The sequence below is a fragment of the Herbihabitans rhizosphaerae genome (assembly GCF_004216555.1).
GTDB classification, from domain to species: domain Bacteria; phylum Actinomycetota; class Actinomycetes; order Mycobacteriales; family Pseudonocardiaceae; genus Herbihabitans; species Herbihabitans rhizosphaerae.
In genome coordinates, this window is record NZ_SGWQ01000001.1 from 915,888 (window position 1) to 931,767 (window position 15,880).

The following is a 15,880-nucleotide window of genomic DNA, read 5'->3' on the forward strand; positions in this document are numbered from 1 at the left end:
GTCTGATGAGTCGATATTCGGGTTCGTGGCGCGCAGTGTCGCCATGCACTTCGTCATGGTCGAACCGTGACAACGACACCGTGCGCACGAGCCACGCGTGATCACCCTCGGCGTGACGTCCTGGGGCAATGGACCTGATCAGCGCGGAGCGGCGTCACAGTTCCTGGTGGCCGGTGTGGTCGATACGGGTGTCGGGGACCGGGCGACTGGTGGTGACGATGAAGTCGTCGACATCGTCCAGGACGAAGGTCGGCGTCCCCTGGACCTTGTCGGCCCGGTTGTGGTGGAAGTCGGCGTCGGCCACGTCCCGCAACGCGTACGCGGGGCGGGTGTCGTGTTTCTCGAACCTGACTTCGACGTTGTCGAGCGTGATGCCGGTGGCGTGCCGAATGAACAAGCCGTAGGCGGGCAGGGACCCGAACATGTCCGTCTCGGGATAGGTGCCTTCCTCCTCGGGGGGATTCTGGTTGACGTCCCCCGGCGTGAGACCGCCGGCCAGGCTGTGCCGGACGTTGCTGATCCGGATGTCCTCGACGGGGTGGCCGGGGATTCCGGCGATCGTCGACGGGTAGCGCGGGTCGGCGTCGTGCACGATCACGTCACTGATGCTGACCCGGCGCAGCCTGCCGATCTGGGCGCCGGCCGGCCCGCGCATCCGCGAGCCCAGCCGCAGGAAGATCGGCATCCGTACGTGGCGCATGGTGAGGTTGCTGATCGTCACGTCCTCCAGCAGCCCGCCGTCGACGGTCTGCAGCGCCAGCCCGTGGCAGCGCTCGAAGATCACGTTCGAGATGGCGATGTTCTTGAACCCGCCGTTGGACTCGGTGCCGAACTTGATCCGTCCGACCCGCTCGTGCGACGCCTCGGTCTTGAACGTGCCGTCGTACAGGGTGCCGAGGTCGTAGCCACTGACCATGCAGTTGTCGATGGTCACGTTCTCGGTGGCGCGGGCCTCGCCCAGCGCGTACGAGCTCTTGAGCACGATCGAGTCGGCGTTCGGTGTGTTGACGGTGGTGTTCGCGATCCGGACGTTGCGGCAGCAGTCGAGGTTGATCCCGTCCGAGTAGGTGTCGATGACCAGGTTGTCGATCCGCAGGTTGTCCACACCGGTCGGCAGGATCGCCAGGCTGCCGCCGTTGAGGAGCGTGATGTCGCGGATCGTGACATTGCGACAGAGCTTCAGCGCGATCGCCTTGTTGCCGGCTCCCGGATCGTTTTCCCCGCGCCCGCCGACCAATCCCTTCCCGTCGATCACACCCGGGCCGAAAATGGTGACGCCGGTAAGGCCCTCGCCCCAGATCAGGCTGTTGTGCCAGTGGCTGTGCGCGAAATCCTGGTACGGATTGTCCGTTCCCGGCTCGGGCGGGTCGTATCCCTTTCCGCCGGCGGGCTTGGCGGCGAGCAGCGTGGCGCCCTGCGCGAGGTGGAGGGCGACGTTGCTCTTCAGGCGGATCGAATAGCAGGCGTACCTGCCGGCCGGGAAGTAGACGGTGCCGCCCGGTCCGCCGGCGGAGTGCGGCCGGGCCTCGGCCGCCTCGTCGATCGCGCGGTTGACGGCGTCGGAGTCGATCGTCACACCGTCACCCTTGGCGCCGAACCGCGTCACGTCGAATACCCGGCTGGAGTCGCCCGTCGGGGTCGAGGAGGCCGCCCCGGCGGCGGTTCCCGGCACCAGCGCGGCGCCGGCCACTCCGGCCACTCCGGCCGCGCCCATCGCGACGATGTGGCGACGGCTTATCGACTTGGCCACGGTTTCTTCCTTTCCTGGCTCCCGGCGGAGCGCGATTGGCGGCGTCTCATGAGGGTTTCCGCCGCGATGAGGTTGACGATCCAGCCGAGGGCCTGGCCGATGGGGATCATGGATGCGGCGCTGTCGCCGACGGAGCCGGCGCTGGCGGTGAAGGGATCCGGGCAAGGATGCGGGAGGTGACGGCGAGCAAGGTGAGCGCGTAGTTGCGCGTCATCCGGTTCTGGTGGTGGGCGTAGTCGTGGCGGCGGGCTGCTCGGTAGGCGAGGGTGCCGGTGACGAGCCAGAGGACGGCGGGGATGGTCAGGCCGATCTGGGTGATGAGGCGGCCGGACAGAAGGGCGACCGGGCCGGCGGTGAGGGCGGTGAAGATGTGGACGCCGTGACGTGGCTGCTCATGACCTCCCTCCGACACCGATGCGGTCGCACGATTCTCGGAGGCGATCACGTCCGCCGTCGTCGTGTCGCGGGAGGCTTCCCGCATACGCTCCTCGACGTAGGCGACACGCACCTAGACGGCGATCTTCGGATCACCTGTCGGCAGCGGGCACAGGAACTGTGCCGTACCTGGTGTCGTCGTCGACAAATCGTTTCAGCCAGGAGATGCCGTACTTCGCGATCGTGACGTTCGTTCGTCAGCCGATCGCGGCGGTCAGTCCGCGACGGCGGACGTCGAGCCAGGCGGGGTCGGCGCACAGGCCGCAGGACGGGCCGGTGAACTCGTTCGCCGCCCGCGGATCGTTGTTCAGCTGGTAGTAGAACCAGGCGGTCATGACACCGCGGTACCTACCGCCGTCGCCGACCGGCTCGAAATGGCCGGCCCCGGTGAGCACGGCGTAGACGCCGGGCACCTGCGGGGCCCGTTCGTACAGTGGCAGAACCATTTTGACCGGGTCGACGATCCCGTCCTTCTCACCGGCGAGGAACAACGCCGGCCCGCGCAGCTTCTCCGGTGCCGCACGCGGCCCGGGCTGCAGTGCGATCGTCGTGCCGACGATCGGGTCGGCGCCCGCGTTGATCGCCCCGGCACCACCTTGGGAGTGCCCGACCGATCCGATCTCGGCCGGGTCGATCTTCCCGTGGTACACGCTGCCGGGCCGGTCGTTCTCCTGGAGCAACCATCGCGCGCCGTCCACCATCGCCTGGCCGCTGTTGGCCATCGTTGTGTTGGCGGCGGCGACCACGAATCCGTGCGTGGCCCAGTGCCGCAACAGGTTGTCGTAGGCGAGCGGGGTCGCTCCGGTGCCGTTGCCCCAGACGATCACCGGATGACGCCGGCCGTCCGCGCCCAGCGTCGCCGGCCGGTAGACGGTGTGGGCGAACCCGGCCTGCACGGTGATCGGGAACGGGCCCGGTGCGTCCCAGTCCGTGCCGGTCGCGCTGACCGCGCCGTCCTGGTCGGCACCGTAGGCGGGTATCGAGGCGCCCACCCCCACCGCGATCACGACTGCCAGAAACAGACGACGGGACTGCATCGGATACGACCTCCATGTCGACCGGGCGAACGTCGATCATGCCCGACGGTCACGCTGGAGGAATCGGGAAAATGACGTAGCGGGGACGCAGAGGCGACGCGGTCAGCGCGCGTGAACCCCGTGATCCACGTTCCGCCGCACGGCGGACCGTCAGTGTTTGAGTGTGCCGTAGACGATCCAGTTGTCTCGGTAGCTGCGCGCGGTCTTGTCGTATTCGCCACCGCAGGTGATCAGCCGCACTTGCGGGCTCGCGGTGCTTCCGTACACCTTGTCGGTCGGGAAGTGCTTCTTCGGTATTTGTTCGACTCGGTCGACGACGAACGTGGCGACCGAGTGGTCCTGCCGGCCGATGTGGACCTCGGCACCGGGCTTCATCTCGTGCAGGCGCCAGAAGACGCCGTTCTGTCCGTTGCCGTTGACGTGTCCGAGGATGATCGACGGTCCGATCTCACCGGGTGTCGGGCTGTGCTTGTACCAGCTGGCTTGCATCGGTTGGGTGACCGGCGGGACTTCGATCGTCCGGTCCGCGTTGACCCCGGTGGGCACGAGCGACGAGTGCGCGCCGATGCTGGGAACGTCGATCCAGGCCGGGTCCGACCGGGGCAGCGTCGTGTGTGCTGATCCCGGCTGGGTTGTCTCTCCCGGGGCGGCTTGACTCGTTCCCGCGTCGTGCGGGCTGGTGTCGTCCGAACCGCATGCGATCAGTGAGAACAGCAGGAGCAGGACGAGCGGCAGGGCGGCCGCCGTCGACCGTCGATCGCCCTGCCGCGCCTGCGGTGCCGTGTTGTGCACCGTCACCACGTCTTCTCCCGCTCAGTGCTCGGTGAGGCCGCGGTCGCCGGTCTCTGGTGCGCCGATGGGCACGATGCCGACCTGACCGCCCCCGGGTGCTGGCGCCGGTGGGCGCGAGCTGGACGGCGGCGTCGATGTCGGCGGCCGCGTCGGTGTGGGTGAGGGGCTGGGGCACTGGTTCGGCGGTGCCGGCGGGGCCAGCTGTTTGACGAACTCGTAGCGCGCGATCTTGCCCTCGGTATCGGCTCGCGGCCAGAGGAATTGGTCGTAGCGGCCGTCGCTGTCGACGAACCGCTTCAGCCAGGAGATGTAGGTCTTGGCGATTGTGGTCTTCGCGGCGGTGTCGGGGTTCGGCGTGGCGACCACGTCGTGCTCGGCGCCCTTGAGCTCCAGGTACGCCTTCGGGCGGTTGGCCGGCAGGCTCCGGTAGAACGGATACGGCATCGTGTTCGCCGGAGCTTGATCGTCGCTTTCAGCGCCGAAGATCAGTGTCGGCGTTTGCACGGTGTCGTACCGGGAGGTCGGGAGTTCCCACGGGGTGAGTGGGATCGACGCCTTCAGCTTGGAGTTCTGCCGGGAATAGTCGAGCGCCGCGCCGCCGCCGAAGGACCAGCCCGACACGGCTAGCCGATTCGCGTCCACGGTGTCTTTGACCTGGCTGGACTTGGTCAGGTAATCGATCGCCAGGGGGTAGAGCCGGGCGCGGGCGGCGGGCAGCTCGTTCTCGCTGTTCGCGTCCATGGTCATCACCACGAAACCTTGGGACGCGACGCGGGGGCCGTACCAGGCGAGCCGGTCGCGGTCGAGCTTCATGCCGGACTGGATGATGACCGCGCCGTATTTGCAGTTACCGGTGCCGGTCGGGGCGAAGATGGTGGCTCCGCCCATGCCTTGGATGGTGCCCTTCGGCACGTCGATCGTCGTTGTATTGAAGGTCCCGGTCTCGGCGCCGATGCTCGCCTCGGTGGGGTCGGGTCCGCGCAGGGTGGTTTCCGAGCACGGTGGGGGCGGGCAATTCGGTTGTGCCGCCGCCGTCGCGGGACTGAGCAGGCTGATCGACGCGGCCATTGACGCCGCGAGCACGCCGGCACGCACAGGCTTTGCTTTCACGAAAGGACTCCATGGTGACTGTAATTTCGCAAGGGAGGACCGAACGGTATGGAGACTTGATGCGGCAGGCAAGCGCCAACTCCCCCGCCGCGGGGACGCATCACCCCATCGTGTGCATTTGTCAGAGAACTGAAAATAAATAGGCACCGTCAGAGTGACCACGGAACGAGCGTGTAATTCCAGTCGCCACGGAACTCGTGGCGCCGAATGATGCCTTCCACGGAATCCGTCAACAACTGCTCATCGACAGGAGAGCTGTCGGTCATTGGCGGCCGGTCGGCTTCGTTGCCGGAGAGCACGGCGGCGACGGTGATGTCGTACCGGCTCGCCGGGTCGTGCGAGCGGACCTCGACGCCGGCCGACACGAGGGTCTGCGTGGCAGTCCACTTGCTGACGCCGGCAGGGAGGTGGCAGACCGTCACCGCCAGGGAGGTCTCCCGAGCGAGCTTCGACAACTCCACCTGCCACCGTCGGGCCTGGTCGCCGACGGCGGCGGCCTGCATACCGATCAGCAGCCGCTGCGCCTGAGGATGGGCGGAGGCGCCGAACGCGCACCACCACGTCCGGAGCGTCGCGACCGCGAAGACCGCCACCTGCTGATCCGGGTCCACGGCGCCCCGGGCAGCACCCTGACGGTCGTTCACGTGCTCTGGACCCTCTCCCACCTGCGCCTTCCTGTGGATCTGAATGCTGATGACGGGGTCACCCCGGCGCAGGTGATCGCCAGCCTGATCGTTGATGTGCCGAAACTGGGCATCACCGTCGTCGCGCGCTCCGCTCGTGACCGTCCTGGCCTTGCTCCGCGGGCTGAACCCTTCCGCCCGCAACAGCTTGGCCACCGTCGGCGCCGACACGGCGTGCCCGGCGTCGGTCAGCGCGTGCGCCAACTGCCGCAGGGTCTTCGTCGTCCAGCGCAGCGGACCGTCCGGACCCGAGGACATGAGCAACAGCAGCGCGGGCCCGAGGTCAGGGTCCTTGACGGTCGCCGGCTTCCGACCGGCCCCGGGTCGCCGCACACGCCCCAGCGGCCGTTCACCCGCGTCCAACTCGGCCATACCGCGCGACACGACCACCGCGCTGGTTCCCGTCGCCCGTGCGACCGTCCTGATTCCACCGCGGCCGAGAGCACGAGCTTCGGCACCCATTACCAAGCGGCGCTGTCGTTCATCCAGATGTGGCCATAAGGCGGCGAACTTCGCCACCAATGCCTCATCTGAACGCACGGCTCAGCACTATCACGATGGTGATCAAAACCCGGAAACTGGAGTTTACTTAATTTATTTACAGGAGTTCGGGTGAGACCGGCTGCGCATGCTTCGAGTCCTCTCGTCTCATGATGGAGAACTCATCTTGTCCGCGTGTCGCCACTCCGGGCATCGGGCGAATGACGTATGCTGAGACGTATCCGGAACCGGCATTGTGTGCCGGTTCCGGATTTCTCATTCCCGGATCGCGAGTGACGTGGGTGGAGGACCCGGATGAAGTGGGACGCGTACGAGATCGACACGTCGGACCTCATCGACGCGACGCCGATCTTCGACGACGTCGTGGAGGAGCTGCGTGGAGGCGACGGTGCCGCCGACGCGACAGCACCTGATGGCGGCCGTCGGCCGCCATCAGGTGCGCGCTCACATGATCATGCCCCGGTCAGCTGAGGGGGCAGGTTCCCTCGTAGGCCGCGATCTTCGGATCGCCCGTCGGCAGCGGGCACAGGAACTGGCTGTACCTGGTGTCGTTGTCGACGAACCGCTTCAGCCAGGAGATGCTGTACTTCGCGATCGTGACGTTCGGGTTGACCGGTGCCATGTGACCGACGCCGGCCAGCCGCATGTACGCCTTGTTCAATGAAGCGGGCAAGCTCTGGTAGAACGGGCGGGAATGGGATCCGTCCGGGGCGATGAAATCGTTCTGTGCGCTGACGACGAAGGTCGGGACCTTCAGGTCCGAGAAGCTCGTGTTGGGATTCCAGCCGGTCAGCGGAATCGTCGCCTTCAGTGCGGGATTATTGCGTGCCGCGATCAGTGAGCCGCCGCCGCCCATCGAATGACCCATGACGGCCAGCCTGTCGCGGTCGACCCTGCTTTTGATCTGACTCGCGTCGGTCACGTGGCGCAGCGCCGCGAGCAGCTGATCGGCCCTGCTCGCCGGCAGGTCCCACAGGCCGTTGGTGGAGATCGTGATGACGACGAAGCCCTGCGAGGCGAGCCGCGGGCCGTACCAGGCGATCGCCGATTCCGACTCGGTGAAGCCGGGCGCGACGGCGATCGCGCCGAAGGTGCCCTGGCTCGTGTCGGTCGGATAATGAATCGTGCCGCCGCCGAATCCCTTTCCGCCGGGCACCTTCTCGGTGGCAACCGCGAACGGGCCGCGCTCCGCCTCGATGCTCTCCTTCGTCGGATCCGGACCGCGAGCGAACGGATTGCCGACGACCGTGTCCGGTGCCGCCGTGGCGAAACTCGCTCCGGCAATTCCCGCTATCGTCGCGAGAATCAACGTCAACACACTCAGAATTCCCACGACGATCCGTGGCCTACGCCTCATCGCGTACGTCCTCTCCGGCGAAATGTCCGCCCGTCAACGGACGCTCAGAATGCTCGACGGCCATACCGGTCTACATCGGGACAATGACGTAGCCGGTGACGTGGTCAGCGGGTGTGCGTCCCCGCGATCCACGCCGCGATCTGGGCGCGGTTGGCGAAGTCCAGCTTGACCAGGATGTTGCGCACGTGGGTGCCGGCGGTGCGCACCGAGATCACGAGCTGCTCGGCGATCTCGCTGTTGGTCATGCCCTTGGCCACCAGCTCCGCCACCTCGCGCTCGCGGGCGGTCAGCGGATCCGGCTCGCCGCCGTCCCGGGCCGTGTCGGCGGGGCCGTCCTCACCGAGCGCGTACCGGTACGCGGCCGCGATGCTCATCGCGCGCCCGGCCTGGAACGCCGTGTCGAACGCGGCCGCGCCCAGCGCCGCCCGGCTTGCCTTGACGAACTCGCGGTGCCCGATCGAGGTGGCGACGCCCGCGTCGGCTCCGGCCTGCTCCCACACCGGGTCCGCGGCGCCGAACAGCGTGGCCGCCCGCTGATGCCGCCCGCATCGCGCCGCGACCCAGGCCAGCGCGTCGATGTGGTACGCGGCGCCGAACTGGTTGCCGATCTCCACGTCGATCGCCAGTGCCTCCAGCGCGGCGATCTCGGCGCGGTCCACGTCGCCGAACGCCACCTCGATCGCGGCCACGCCGAACTTCGCGATGCCGCGGTAGTAGGCGTCGCCGTGCGCCGTACTCAGGTCGATCATCCGGGCCAGCAACGACCGGCCGGTCTCCAACTCGCCCAGGAACGCCGTCGCGACGCCCTGGATGAACAGCGGGTGCAGCTCTCGGCGGACATCACCGAGCGCGCGGAACTCGGCGGCGGCGCTCGCGGCGAGATCGCGGCTGCCCGGTTTGATCCTGATCATGTTCAGGAACGCGCGGACGTAGGTCACGAACGCCGCGGTCCACCGGTCCCCCCGGTTCGCCGCGTCCGCCTGGTCGACCAGCGTGTCCGCCCGCTCCAGATCGGTCAGCCACGCCGCGCGCAGCGCCGCGACGGCCAGCGCCTTCGCGCGGCCGGGGTGGTCGGCCGGTGTGGCGTCCAGCGCGCGGGTCAGCCACATCAACGCCTCGGTGTTGGAGCCGCGCACCCGCCAGTACTCGTCGAGACGTGTCGCGATCCGCAACGCCGTGCCGGCCCGTGCGGGCTCGCGCAACGACCAGTCCAGCGCCGCGCGCAGGTTGGCGTGCTCCTGGCGCAGCCGCCGCGCCCACACCTGCTGTTCGGCGCTGACCCACCGCTGGTCCGCGGTGGCGGTGAGCCGGTCGACCCAGTCGAGGTGCCGCTGCCGCACCCGATCAGCGTCGCCCGACTCGTCGAGCCGCTCCTGCCCGAACGCCCGCAGCGTCTCCAGCATCCGGTAGCGCACGAACCCGTCGGTGTCCTCGCGGACGAGCACCGACTTGTCCAGCAGCCCCTCCAGCAGGTCGAGCACCGGCTCGCCGCACACGTCCTCGGCAGCCTCGAGGTCGAACGAGCCGGCGAACACCGACACCCGCGCCCACATGGCTCGCTCGGCGGGGGAGCACAGCTCGTGGCTCCACTCGACGGTCGCCCGCAGCGTCTGTTGCCGTGGCGACGCCGTACGCCGCCCGGTGGTCAGCAACCCGAGCCCGCCGGCCAGGCGCTCGTTGATCTGCCGGGGTGACAGCAGGCGGACCCGGGCGGCCGCGAGTTCGACCGCCAGCGGAACCCCGTCCAGCCGCCGGCACAGCTGTGCGACGTCGGCGGCGTTGTCGTCGGTGAGCCGGAAGGAAAGACAGCTCGCCGCGACTCGGTCCAGGAACAACCGCACGCCCGCGTACCGGGTCAGCTCGGTGGCCCGCACGTCGTCGTCGGGCGGAACGGGCAGCGGCGGCACCGCCACGATCTGCTCGCCCTGCACGCCGAGCGACTGCCTGCTCGTCGCCAACAGCACAGTTCGCGGGCAGTCGATCATCACGGAGCGCGCGAACTCGGCGGCGGCGGCGAGCAGGTGCTCGCAGTTGTCCAGCACGAGCAGGACCTGCCGCGTCCGCAGGTACTCGAGCACACGCTCGGCGGTCGAGCCGGACGAGCGGTCGGACAGGCCGAGCGCCTCGGCCACCGCGTTGGGCAGCAGCCCGCCGTCGCGCAGGCTCGCGAGGTCGACGAACGTGACTCCGTCGGGGAAGCCGCGTCGTGCGTCGCGGGCAACGCGCACGGCGAGCCGGGTCTTGCCGACCCCGCCGGTGCCGGTCAGCGTCACCAGCCGCTCGGTCCTGAGCAGCGCGCGCACCTCGGCGGCCTCGGTGCGGCGACCGACATAGCTCGTGGCGTCCACCGACGACGTCGCGACCACACCACCGCGCACCACACCCACGACCCGCACCTCACAGACTCGGTTAGCCCGATCAGGCTAACCGCACCCTATGTGGTGCGGGTCACGGCGGGCAGGCCGATCCCGGCGTCAGATCGCAGCTTCTCACCGTTGTAGGGCGGACTCGGCTTTCCCGGATAGCCGAAGTCGTACATCTTCTGGTTCCTCGGCTGCGACGACCGCGCCGGCCTCCTTCACGTCGCCGTGGGAGGGGCCTCGACGGCCGGCGGTCCGGGGGCGTCGTGTCGCCGGCCGTCCTCCACGGCTGCGTGAGTCGCGGTCAGCCGGGCACGGCCGTGGTGCTCACGACGTGGCTGACGAGTTCGATCAGCATCTCCTTCGCGGACTCGCGATCGCGGGCGTCGCACGGGTGGACCGGGACAGCCGCGGGCAGGTCGAGCGCGGTTCGCACCTCGTCGACACCGTAGAGCTGGACTCCGTCGAAGCAGTTCAGCCCGATCACGAACGGGATCCCGCGGCGCTCGAAGAAGTCCACCGCGGCGAAGCAGTTGTCCAGCCGGCGGGTGTCGGCGAGCACGACGGCACCCAGCGCGCCCTCGGCCAGCTCGTCCCACATGAACCAGAACCTGTCCTGCCCCGGCGTGCCGAACAGATACAGCACCAGGTCGGTGTTGATCGTGATGCGGCCGAAGTCCAGCGCGACCGTAGTGGTCGACTTGTCGGCCAGTCCGGTGAGATCGTCCGTGCCGGCACTGGCCTCGGTGATCGTCTCCTCGGTGCGCAGCGGCGGGATCTCACTCACCGCACCGACCATCGTGGTCTTGCCGACGCCGAAGCCGCCGGACACCAGGATCTTGATCGTCGTGGCGTCCAGCGACGCCCTCGTCCGATCAGAGCGCACGGAGGCCATCGAGCACCCTCCGCATCGTGATCACGTCAGGCCGTGCGGCCGGCGTCCAGCCGTTGCGAAACAGCATGTAGTCCTGCCCGATGAGATCGGCCAGCAGCACCTTGACCACCCGCAGCGGCAGCTGGACACCGGCCGCCGCCTCGGCGACCGACAGCGGGTGAGCGCAGGCCCACAGCAGCCGTGCGGACTCGGTGTCGACCCAGGACGCGTGCACGTCGGGCTGCACCGCGACCACCAGCGTGACCAGGTCCAGCTCGATCCCCTCGACGCGGGTCCGGCCGCCGGTGACCGCGTAGGGCCGCACGACCGGTCCGGCCGCGTCGTCGAACCACTGCTCACGCCGGGGCACGGCGATACTCATGACGCCCGTGGCACGACGCCGTTCACCGGCGTGCGCGCCGATGTGGACAGATGTGTTCGCGCCTGCTGGACGACACGGTTCATCTCGTAGGCGACCAGCCCGAGATCGGCGTTCTCCTCGGTCAGCAATGCCAGGCAGGCACGCTCTCCGGCCTCGGTGACCAGGAGATACGCGATGTCCAACTCGACGACCGTCTGGCGGACGCCGCCGAGTCCGAAGTGCCTGCCGGTGCCCTGGGACAGGCTGCGGTAGGCAGAACTCACCGCGGCCAGGTGCTCCGCGTCCCCGCGGTCGAGTCCGGCTGAACGGGCCATCAGCAGTCCGTCGGCGGACAGCAGGATCGCGTGCCGCACCGCGGCCACCCGCTCGACCAGATCGTCCATCAGCCAGCCAAGTCGCGACTTGGTGTCCTCGCTCATCGTCTACTCGCCTCCAACCTCGGGCCCCGCGGTCGCGGCGGCAGCTTCTGATCGGGCTCGCGCCGATCCCCGCTGGAACGCGGCGAGCGCCGTACTGGACCGGTCGACGTCACGCTCGGTCCACGACTCACCCTCCGGTTCGGTCCGGTCCGCCTCCCGCAGTTGGGGCGCCAGGCTGTTCTGCCGCACCCGTGTCGGCAGCGGCGGCCGGTCGGTCATCACCCGCGCCGTCGAGACGGGGGCGGTCAGAGCGGACGCCGGTTCCGGCTCCGGTTCGGGGGCCGGTTCGGGCTGCGGTTCCGGACGCTCACCGTCGTCGTAGAACTCGGCGGAGGCAGCCAGCAGCATGGACGGCAGCAACACGATCGCCTGGATTCCGCCATACGCCGATTCGCGCAGCGTGACCCTGATGCGATGCTTGGCCGCCAGGCGAGCCACCACGAACAGCCCAATGCGCAGCTCGTCGGCCAGGGCCATGAAACTGAAATCCGGCGGCTCGCACAGCGTCCGGTTGATCTCGGTGAGCTGATCAGGAGCGATGCCCATGCCCTGGTCCTCAACCTCGACCACGACGCCCTTGCCGACCAGGTTCCCGCGGACCTCGACCCGCGATTCGGGCGGCGAGAACGCCGTGCCGTTGTCCACCAGCTCGGCGAGCAGATGCCCGACATCGGCGACCGCCGATCCGTCGAGCAGCACGTCGGGCAGCGACGGCGTGGACACCCGGGTGTAGTGCTTGGTCTCCGACACCGCCCCGCGCACCACGTCGCTCAACGCGACCGGCCTGCGCCACTGTCTGCCGACCTGCTCGCCACCGAGGATGATCAGATTCTCCGCGTTTCGCCGTGACCTGGTGGCGAGGTGGTCGAGCCGGAACAGTCGGTCCAGCAACTCCGGGTTGTCCTCGGACCGTTCGATCTGATCCAGCTCCTCGAGCTGGCGGTGCACGACGCCCTGGCTGCGGTGCGCGATGTTGAGGAACACCGCACGCACCCCGCGCCGCGTCTCCACCTCCGCGACCGCCGCCGACAGCGCCACGTGCTGCGCCTTGTCGAACGCCTGGGCCACCTCGCCGATCTCGTCCGCGCCGAAGTCCACGCGGGAGACGTCGGTGTCCGGGTCGATCCGGGTGCCGGCGCCGACCTGCTCGATCAACGCGGGCAGTTCGTGGTCGGCCAACTGAAGGGTGCGCCGACGCAGGTCCTTCAACCGGCTGATCAGCTTCGCGGCGGCGCGGAAGGCGAACACCGCGACCAGCCCGGCGATCAACGCGATCACGATGCCCGCGATCACCGACCAGAGCAGCGCCTCGTCACCGTGCCGCTCGGCGAGATCAGCCGTGTACGCCGAGTGCGACAGATAGATAGCCGACAGCTCCCCGACCACGTTGGCCGCCGCCCGTTCCCACGCGGCGACGTCGAACCGCGCGGCGGTGACCAGTGCCTGGTCGCCGGCGATCAGCGTCGCCCAGTCCGGCGACCTGAGCAGCCGAGTGAACCGGCCGCGCTCGTCCTCGGTCAGGTTGGCGATCACCGCGGTCGGCGGCTGGCGGTACTGGGCGGTCAGCGCGCCCAGACGGGTCCGCGCGGCATGGTCGCCCGTGGCCTCCGTGTACACCCCGAGCGCGTGCGCCCGCGACACCGACTCGATCACGAAGAACAGGTCCGAGCTGACCACGTGCTCGAACGCGACCGCGGCGTCGTCGGCCGAGGCGGCCAGCCGCTTGGAGCCGATCCCGATCACGTCCAGCACCTGGTTGAAGAAGTCGAAACCGGCAAGCGCGGGCGTCGCCCCCGAGTCGAGCGCGGCACGCGTCTCGGGCACCGTCCGCAGATACTCCTCGCCCTTGACGACCTGAGGTCGCAGCTCCGGCGAATGCCCGTCGGCCAGACCACGCGCGTACTCGATGACCTCCACCAGTTCGGCGTCGACGACGCGCCGCCGCTCGGCCAGCCGCGGCCGGTCGGCCTCCGAGCCGCCCAGCACCGCCATCGTCAGCCGGCGCTCCTCCTGCCGCGAGGCGACGTACCTGCCAACCACGGGAAGACCGGACCGACGCGCGTCCGCGAACTCCAGCGACGCGCCACCCTGTCGGATCAGGTAGACCGACAGCGCACCACCGAACAGCAACACGACCAGGCACGGAATCAACGCGATCCGGAGCACCCGCGCTCTGATCGACCGTGCCCGACGGGATCCGACCCGACTCGCCATGATGCAGCACCGCACCTTCACCCACCGACGACATGAGCCGGCCGGCTACCTGGTCACATCCACCGTCGCAGATGGCGTGGCACAGGTCACAGGCCCGGCTGGTTCCGCAGGACGCTATGTACCGCCGCCAGTCGGAGCATCGGGAGAATGACGTATCCACCGACGTAGACGCCGATCAGACCTTCCGGCAGAAGGACTTCGAGAGCGAATCCTCGGGTTGTCTCGCGGAGAGGTGAAACCCGTTGTGCCGCAACGGTTTCAGCGCACACTCCCATCATGCAGCGCTGGGTTGACGTGACCGCGCGAGCAGCGCGGCGGCGACCACCGACAGCACCGCTCCGATCAGGCTCGCGACACCGAGCCGCCCGTCGACCGCATAGGACGCCACCGACGTCATGAGCACGCCCGCGGTGAGCCCGAACGCGAACAGCAAGGCGCGCTGTACCCGCGGCCGTGGTGTCAGGGCGGCGGCGACCAACACCGCACACAAGATCAGGTCGGGAACCAGGAACAGGTTGTCCGAACGCCACGAGTTGTTGACGAACAGGAACGCGAACGTGCCGCCGCTCAACACGAGCGCCGACACCCTCCCGATGGTGACAACAGGCATTTCACCCTCCTCAGAACGCTGAGGTCTACGACGTAGACCGCCCTCGCGTCGAGTGTCTACGCTGTAGACTGAAGGTGTTCTCAGCAGAAAGGCGCACATGGCCAGATCCGGACGCCTCACGCCCGCGGCGATCGTGACGGCGGCACTGCGACTCGGCGATCGGGAAGGCGCCGAGGCCATGTCCATGCGCCGAATCGCAGCCGCCATCGAATGCGATCCGATGGCGCTCTACCGGCACTTCACGAATCGCGAGGCGCTGCTGGACGCCGTGGCCGACGCGGCGCTCACCGACGCCCAGGACCCCGGCCCGGACACGCCGTGGTCCGAACGGCTGCACACGATCATGGCCGCGATCCGATCGTCGGCGCTGCGACATCCCGGCATCGCCGCGCACATCGCCGCCCGGCCCCCGCTGGGCGAGAACGGGCGTCGGCTCGGCGCCGGAATCTTCGCCGCACTGACCGAAGCCGGTCTCGCACCACCCGACGTGGTGCGGGCATCGCAAACCCTCATCGCCCATCTCGCCGCAGCGCTGGCGATGAGCGTGCGAGCCGGTCGCCGGGACGCACGCTGGGAACAAGTCAGCCAGACCATCACACAATCACCCGGTGCGCCTCCCGGCGAGCACCTGTTCATCGTCGGCTCCGACGAGCAATTCGAATACGGACTGCGCCTACTCGTCAACGGAATCCGCGCCGAAGCGGCGGGCTGAACGACACCATCGCCGGTCAGCGGGGAAACCGGGTGACCTCGATGACCCGGGCTTCTATCGATCGTCCTGTGACCACCCGACGGGCGGCGGGTTCGGGCACTATCGGGATCGCGTCGCCGGCGTGTGCAGCACGGTGTGCAGCAGGCCGTTGAGTGTGGCGGCGTCGTCGGGTGTGAGCCCGAGGTCGGTGGCGCTGATGCCGGTGACCGCCGGCCAGGTTCGGGACAGCAGCGCGTATCCGTGGTCGGTGAGCCGCAGGGCTGCGGGGCGTCCGCGCCCGCCCGGGCCGACGCGTTCGAGCACTCCCTCGTCGATCATGGCGGTCACGGTCTCGTGGGCGCTCTGCGGGCGGACTTGGATAGCCCTGGCCAGTTCGGACTGACTCATGCCAGGTCGGGCGCCGAGGTAGGCCAGCACGCCGAATTGCACCTGGGTCAGTCCATGCCCGGTGTCGGCGAGCCGGGCCGCGGCCATGCGCTCCAGCAGCCGACCGACGCGGATGGCGGTCCACACGAAGACCGCGTCGATGTCGGCCTCACTCGGGGCCGATCCCGGACCGAACGACTCATCGGACATCACAGGCATCGCCATCCTTGCGGAAACAGGTACCTGCATCCTATGGTTACAGGTACCTGCAACTAGGA

General features: G+C 68.7%; 16 protein-coding genes and 1 pseudogene. 2 read left to right on the plus strand and 15 right to left on the minus strand.

Annotated elements, in window-relative coordinates; genetic code table 11:
* Positions 1–154 precede the first annotated feature (154 nt).
* The 7 genes and pseudogenes from EV193_RS04575 to EV193_RS04605 form a co-directional block, all read right to left on the minus strand.
* Positions 155–1,750 carry a rhamnogalacturonidase gene (locus EV193_RS04575; protein ID WP_165401221.1) on the minus strand — a complete coding sequence of 532 codons (1,596 nt, stop codon included), beginning with the start codon at positions 1,748–1,750 and terminating at the stop codon, positions 155–157.
* A gap of 106 nt (positions 1,751–1,856) precedes the next feature.
* Positions 1,857–2,231: a DUF2306 domain-containing protein gene (locus EV193_RS04580; RefSeq protein WP_242613133.1), complete on the minus strand. Its 375-nt coding sequence runs from the start codon at positions 2,229–2,231 to the stop codon at positions 1,857–1,859.
* 27 nt (positions 2,232–2,258) lie between these two features.
* Positions 2,259–2,379, minus strand: a pseudogene (locus EV193_RS33945) (poly(ethylene terephthalate) hydrolase family protein); the annotation flags it as partial.
* Positions 2,380–2,382: 3 nt separating this feature from the next.
* Complete coding sequence (locus tag EV193_RS04590) at positions 2,383–3,222, minus strand: poly(ethylene terephthalate) hydrolase family protein (RefSeq protein ID WP_130342636.1); 840 nt, start codon at positions 3,220–3,222, stop codon at positions 2,383–2,385.
* A gap of 150 nt (positions 3,223–3,372) precedes the next feature.
* Entirely contained in the window at positions 3,373–4,023 is a 651-nt protein-coding gene (locus EV193_RS04595; RefSeq protein WP_341273137.1) for a class F sortase, read from the minus strand.
* Positions 4,024–4,035: 12 nt separating this feature from the next.
* Positions 4,036–5,082: a dienelactone hydrolase family protein gene (locus EV193_RS04600; protein WP_130342637.1), complete on the minus strand. Its 1,047-nt coding sequence runs from the start codon at positions 5,080–5,082 to the stop codon at positions 4,036–4,038.
* 191 nt (positions 5,083–5,273) lie between these two features.
* Positions 5,274–6,326 (minus strand): ISAzo13-like element transposase-related protein, encoded by a 1,053-nt coding sequence (locus tag EV193_RS04605; protein WP_130342638.1) that lies wholly within the window; start codon positions 6,324–6,326, stop codon positions 5,274–5,276.
* Between the two features lie 276 nt (positions 6,327–6,602).
* On the opposite strand from EV193_RS04605, the gene EV193_RS33125 reads away from it, so the two are divergent.
* Positions 6,603–6,779, plus strand: a complete 177-nt coding sequence (locus EV193_RS33125; protein ID WP_165401222.1) for a hypothetical protein — start codon at positions 6,603–6,605, stop codon at positions 6,777–6,779.
* On the opposite strand, the gene EV193_RS04610 is transcribed toward EV193_RS33125, so the two are convergent.
* The 7 genes from EV193_RS04610 to EV193_RS04640 all read right to left on the minus strand — a co-directional run bounded on the left by EV193_RS04610 (position 6,772) and on the right by EV193_RS04640 (position 14,524).
* Positions 6,772–7,665, minus strand: a complete 894-nt coding sequence (locus tag EV193_RS04610) for a poly(ethylene terephthalate) hydrolase family protein (protein ID WP_130342639.1) — start codon at positions 7,663–7,665, stop codon at positions 6,772–6,774. The genes EV193_RS33125 and EV193_RS04610 overlap by 8 nt on opposite strands.
* Positions 7,666–7,769: 104 nt before the next feature.
* Positions 7,770–10,052, minus strand: coding sequence for an ATP-binding protein (locus tag EV193_RS04615; RefSeq protein ID WP_242613134.1), 2,283 nt, complete (start codon positions 10,050–10,052; stop codon positions 7,770–7,772).
* 277 nt (positions 10,053–10,329) lie between these two features.
* Positions 10,330–10,920 (minus strand): GTP-binding protein, encoded by a 591-nt coding sequence (locus tag EV193_RS04620; protein ID WP_130342640.1) that lies wholly within the window; start codon positions 10,918–10,920, stop codon positions 10,330–10,332.
* On the minus strand, positions 10,901–11,281 hold the full coding sequence (locus EV193_RS04625) for a DUF742 domain-containing protein (protein WP_130342641.1): 381 nt from the start codon (positions 11,279–11,281) through the stop codon (positions 10,901–10,903). The genes EV193_RS04620 and EV193_RS04625 overlap by 20 nt, the downstream gene beginning before the upstream one ends.
* On the minus strand, positions 11,278–11,700 hold the full coding sequence (locus tag EV193_RS04630) for a roadblock/LC7 domain-containing protein (protein ID WP_130342642.1): 423 nt from the start codon (positions 11,698–11,700) through the stop codon (positions 11,278–11,280). Before EV193_RS04630 ends, EV193_RS04625 begins: the two co-directional genes overlap by 4 nt.
* 3 nt (positions 11,701–11,703) lie before the next feature.
* Complete coding sequence (locus EV193_RS04635; RefSeq protein ID WP_130342643.1) at positions 11,704–13,914, minus strand: sensor histidine kinase; 2,211 nt, start codon at positions 13,912–13,914, stop codon at positions 11,704–11,706.
* Between the two features lie 274 nt (positions 13,915–14,188).
* Positions 14,189–14,524, minus strand: coding sequence for a hypothetical protein (locus tag EV193_RS04640; protein ID WP_130342644.1), 336 nt, complete (start codon positions 14,522–14,524; stop codon positions 14,189–14,191).
* A gap of 97 nt (positions 14,525–14,621) precedes the next feature.
* Here EV193_RS04640 and EV193_RS04645 point away from each other — a divergent pair, with 97 nt between their 5' ends.
* The gene (locus EV193_RS04645) at positions 14,622–15,236 is read left to right on the plus strand and encodes a TetR/AcrR family transcriptional regulator (protein ID WP_130342645.1); all 615 of its coding nucleotides are present in this window, start codon (positions 14,622–14,624) and stop codon (positions 15,234–15,236) included.
* Positions 15,237–15,335: 99 nt separating this feature from the next.
* Here the strand turns inward: EV193_RS04645 and EV193_RS04650 are convergent, their stop codons facing one another.
* The gene (locus tag EV193_RS04650; protein ID WP_165401223.1) at positions 15,336–15,821 is read right to left on the minus strand and encodes a MarR family winged helix-turn-helix transcriptional regulator; all 486 of its coding nucleotides are present in this window, start codon (positions 15,819–15,821) and stop codon (positions 15,336–15,338) included.
* Positions 15,822–15,880: the final 59 nt, after the last annotated feature.

Bases quoted from the DNA above. Each gene is read 5' to 3' on its own strand.
- EV193_RS04580 (WP_242613133.1), bottom strand. From the start codon at position 2,231: ATGCGGGAAGCCTCCCGCGACACGACGACGGCGGACGTGATCGCCTCC.
- EV193_RS04590 (WP_130342636.1), bottom strand. From the start codon at position 3,222: ATGCAGTCCCGTCGTCTGTTTCTGGCAGTCGTGATCGCGGTGGGGGTG.
- EV193_RS04600 (WP_130342637.1), bottom strand. From the start codon at position 5,082: ATGGCCGCGTCGATCAGCCTGCTCAGTCCCGCGACGGCGGCGGCACAA.
- EV193_RS33125 (WP_165401222.1), top strand. From the start codon at position 6,603: ATGAAGTGGGACGCGTACGAGATCGACACGTCGGACCTCATCGACGCG.
- EV193_RS04610 (WP_130342639.1), bottom strand. From the start codon at position 7,665: ATGAGGCGTAGGCCACGGATCGTCGTGGGAATTCTGAGTGTGTTGACG.
- EV193_RS04620 (WP_130342640.1), bottom strand. From the start codon at position 10,920: ATGGCCTCCGTGCGCTCTGATCGGACGAGGGCGTCGCTGGACGCCACG.
- EV193_RS04625 (WP_130342641.1), bottom strand. From the start codon at position 11,281: ATGAGTATCGCCGTGCCCCGGCGTGAGCAGTGGTTCGACGACGCGGCC.
- EV193_RS04630 (WP_130342642.1), bottom strand. From the start codon at position 11,700: ATGAGCGAGGACACCAAGTCGCGACTTGGCTGGCTGATGGACGATCTG.
- EV193_RS04635 (WP_130342643.1), bottom strand. From the start codon at position 13,914: ATGGCGAGTCGGGTCGGATCCCGTCGGGCACGGTCGATCAGAGCGCGG.
- EV193_RS04640 (WP_130342644.1), bottom strand. From the start codon at position 14,524: ATGCCTGTTGTCACCATCGGGAGGGTGTCGGCGCTCGTGTTGAGCGGC.
- EV193_RS04645 (WP_130342645.1), top strand. From the start codon at position 14,622: ATGGCCAGATCCGGACGCCTCACGCCCGCGGCGATCGTGACGGCGGCA.
- EV193_RS04650 (WP_165401223.1), bottom strand. From the start codon at position 15,821: ATGCCTGTGATGTCCGATGAGTCGTTCGGTCCGGGATCGGCCCCGAGT.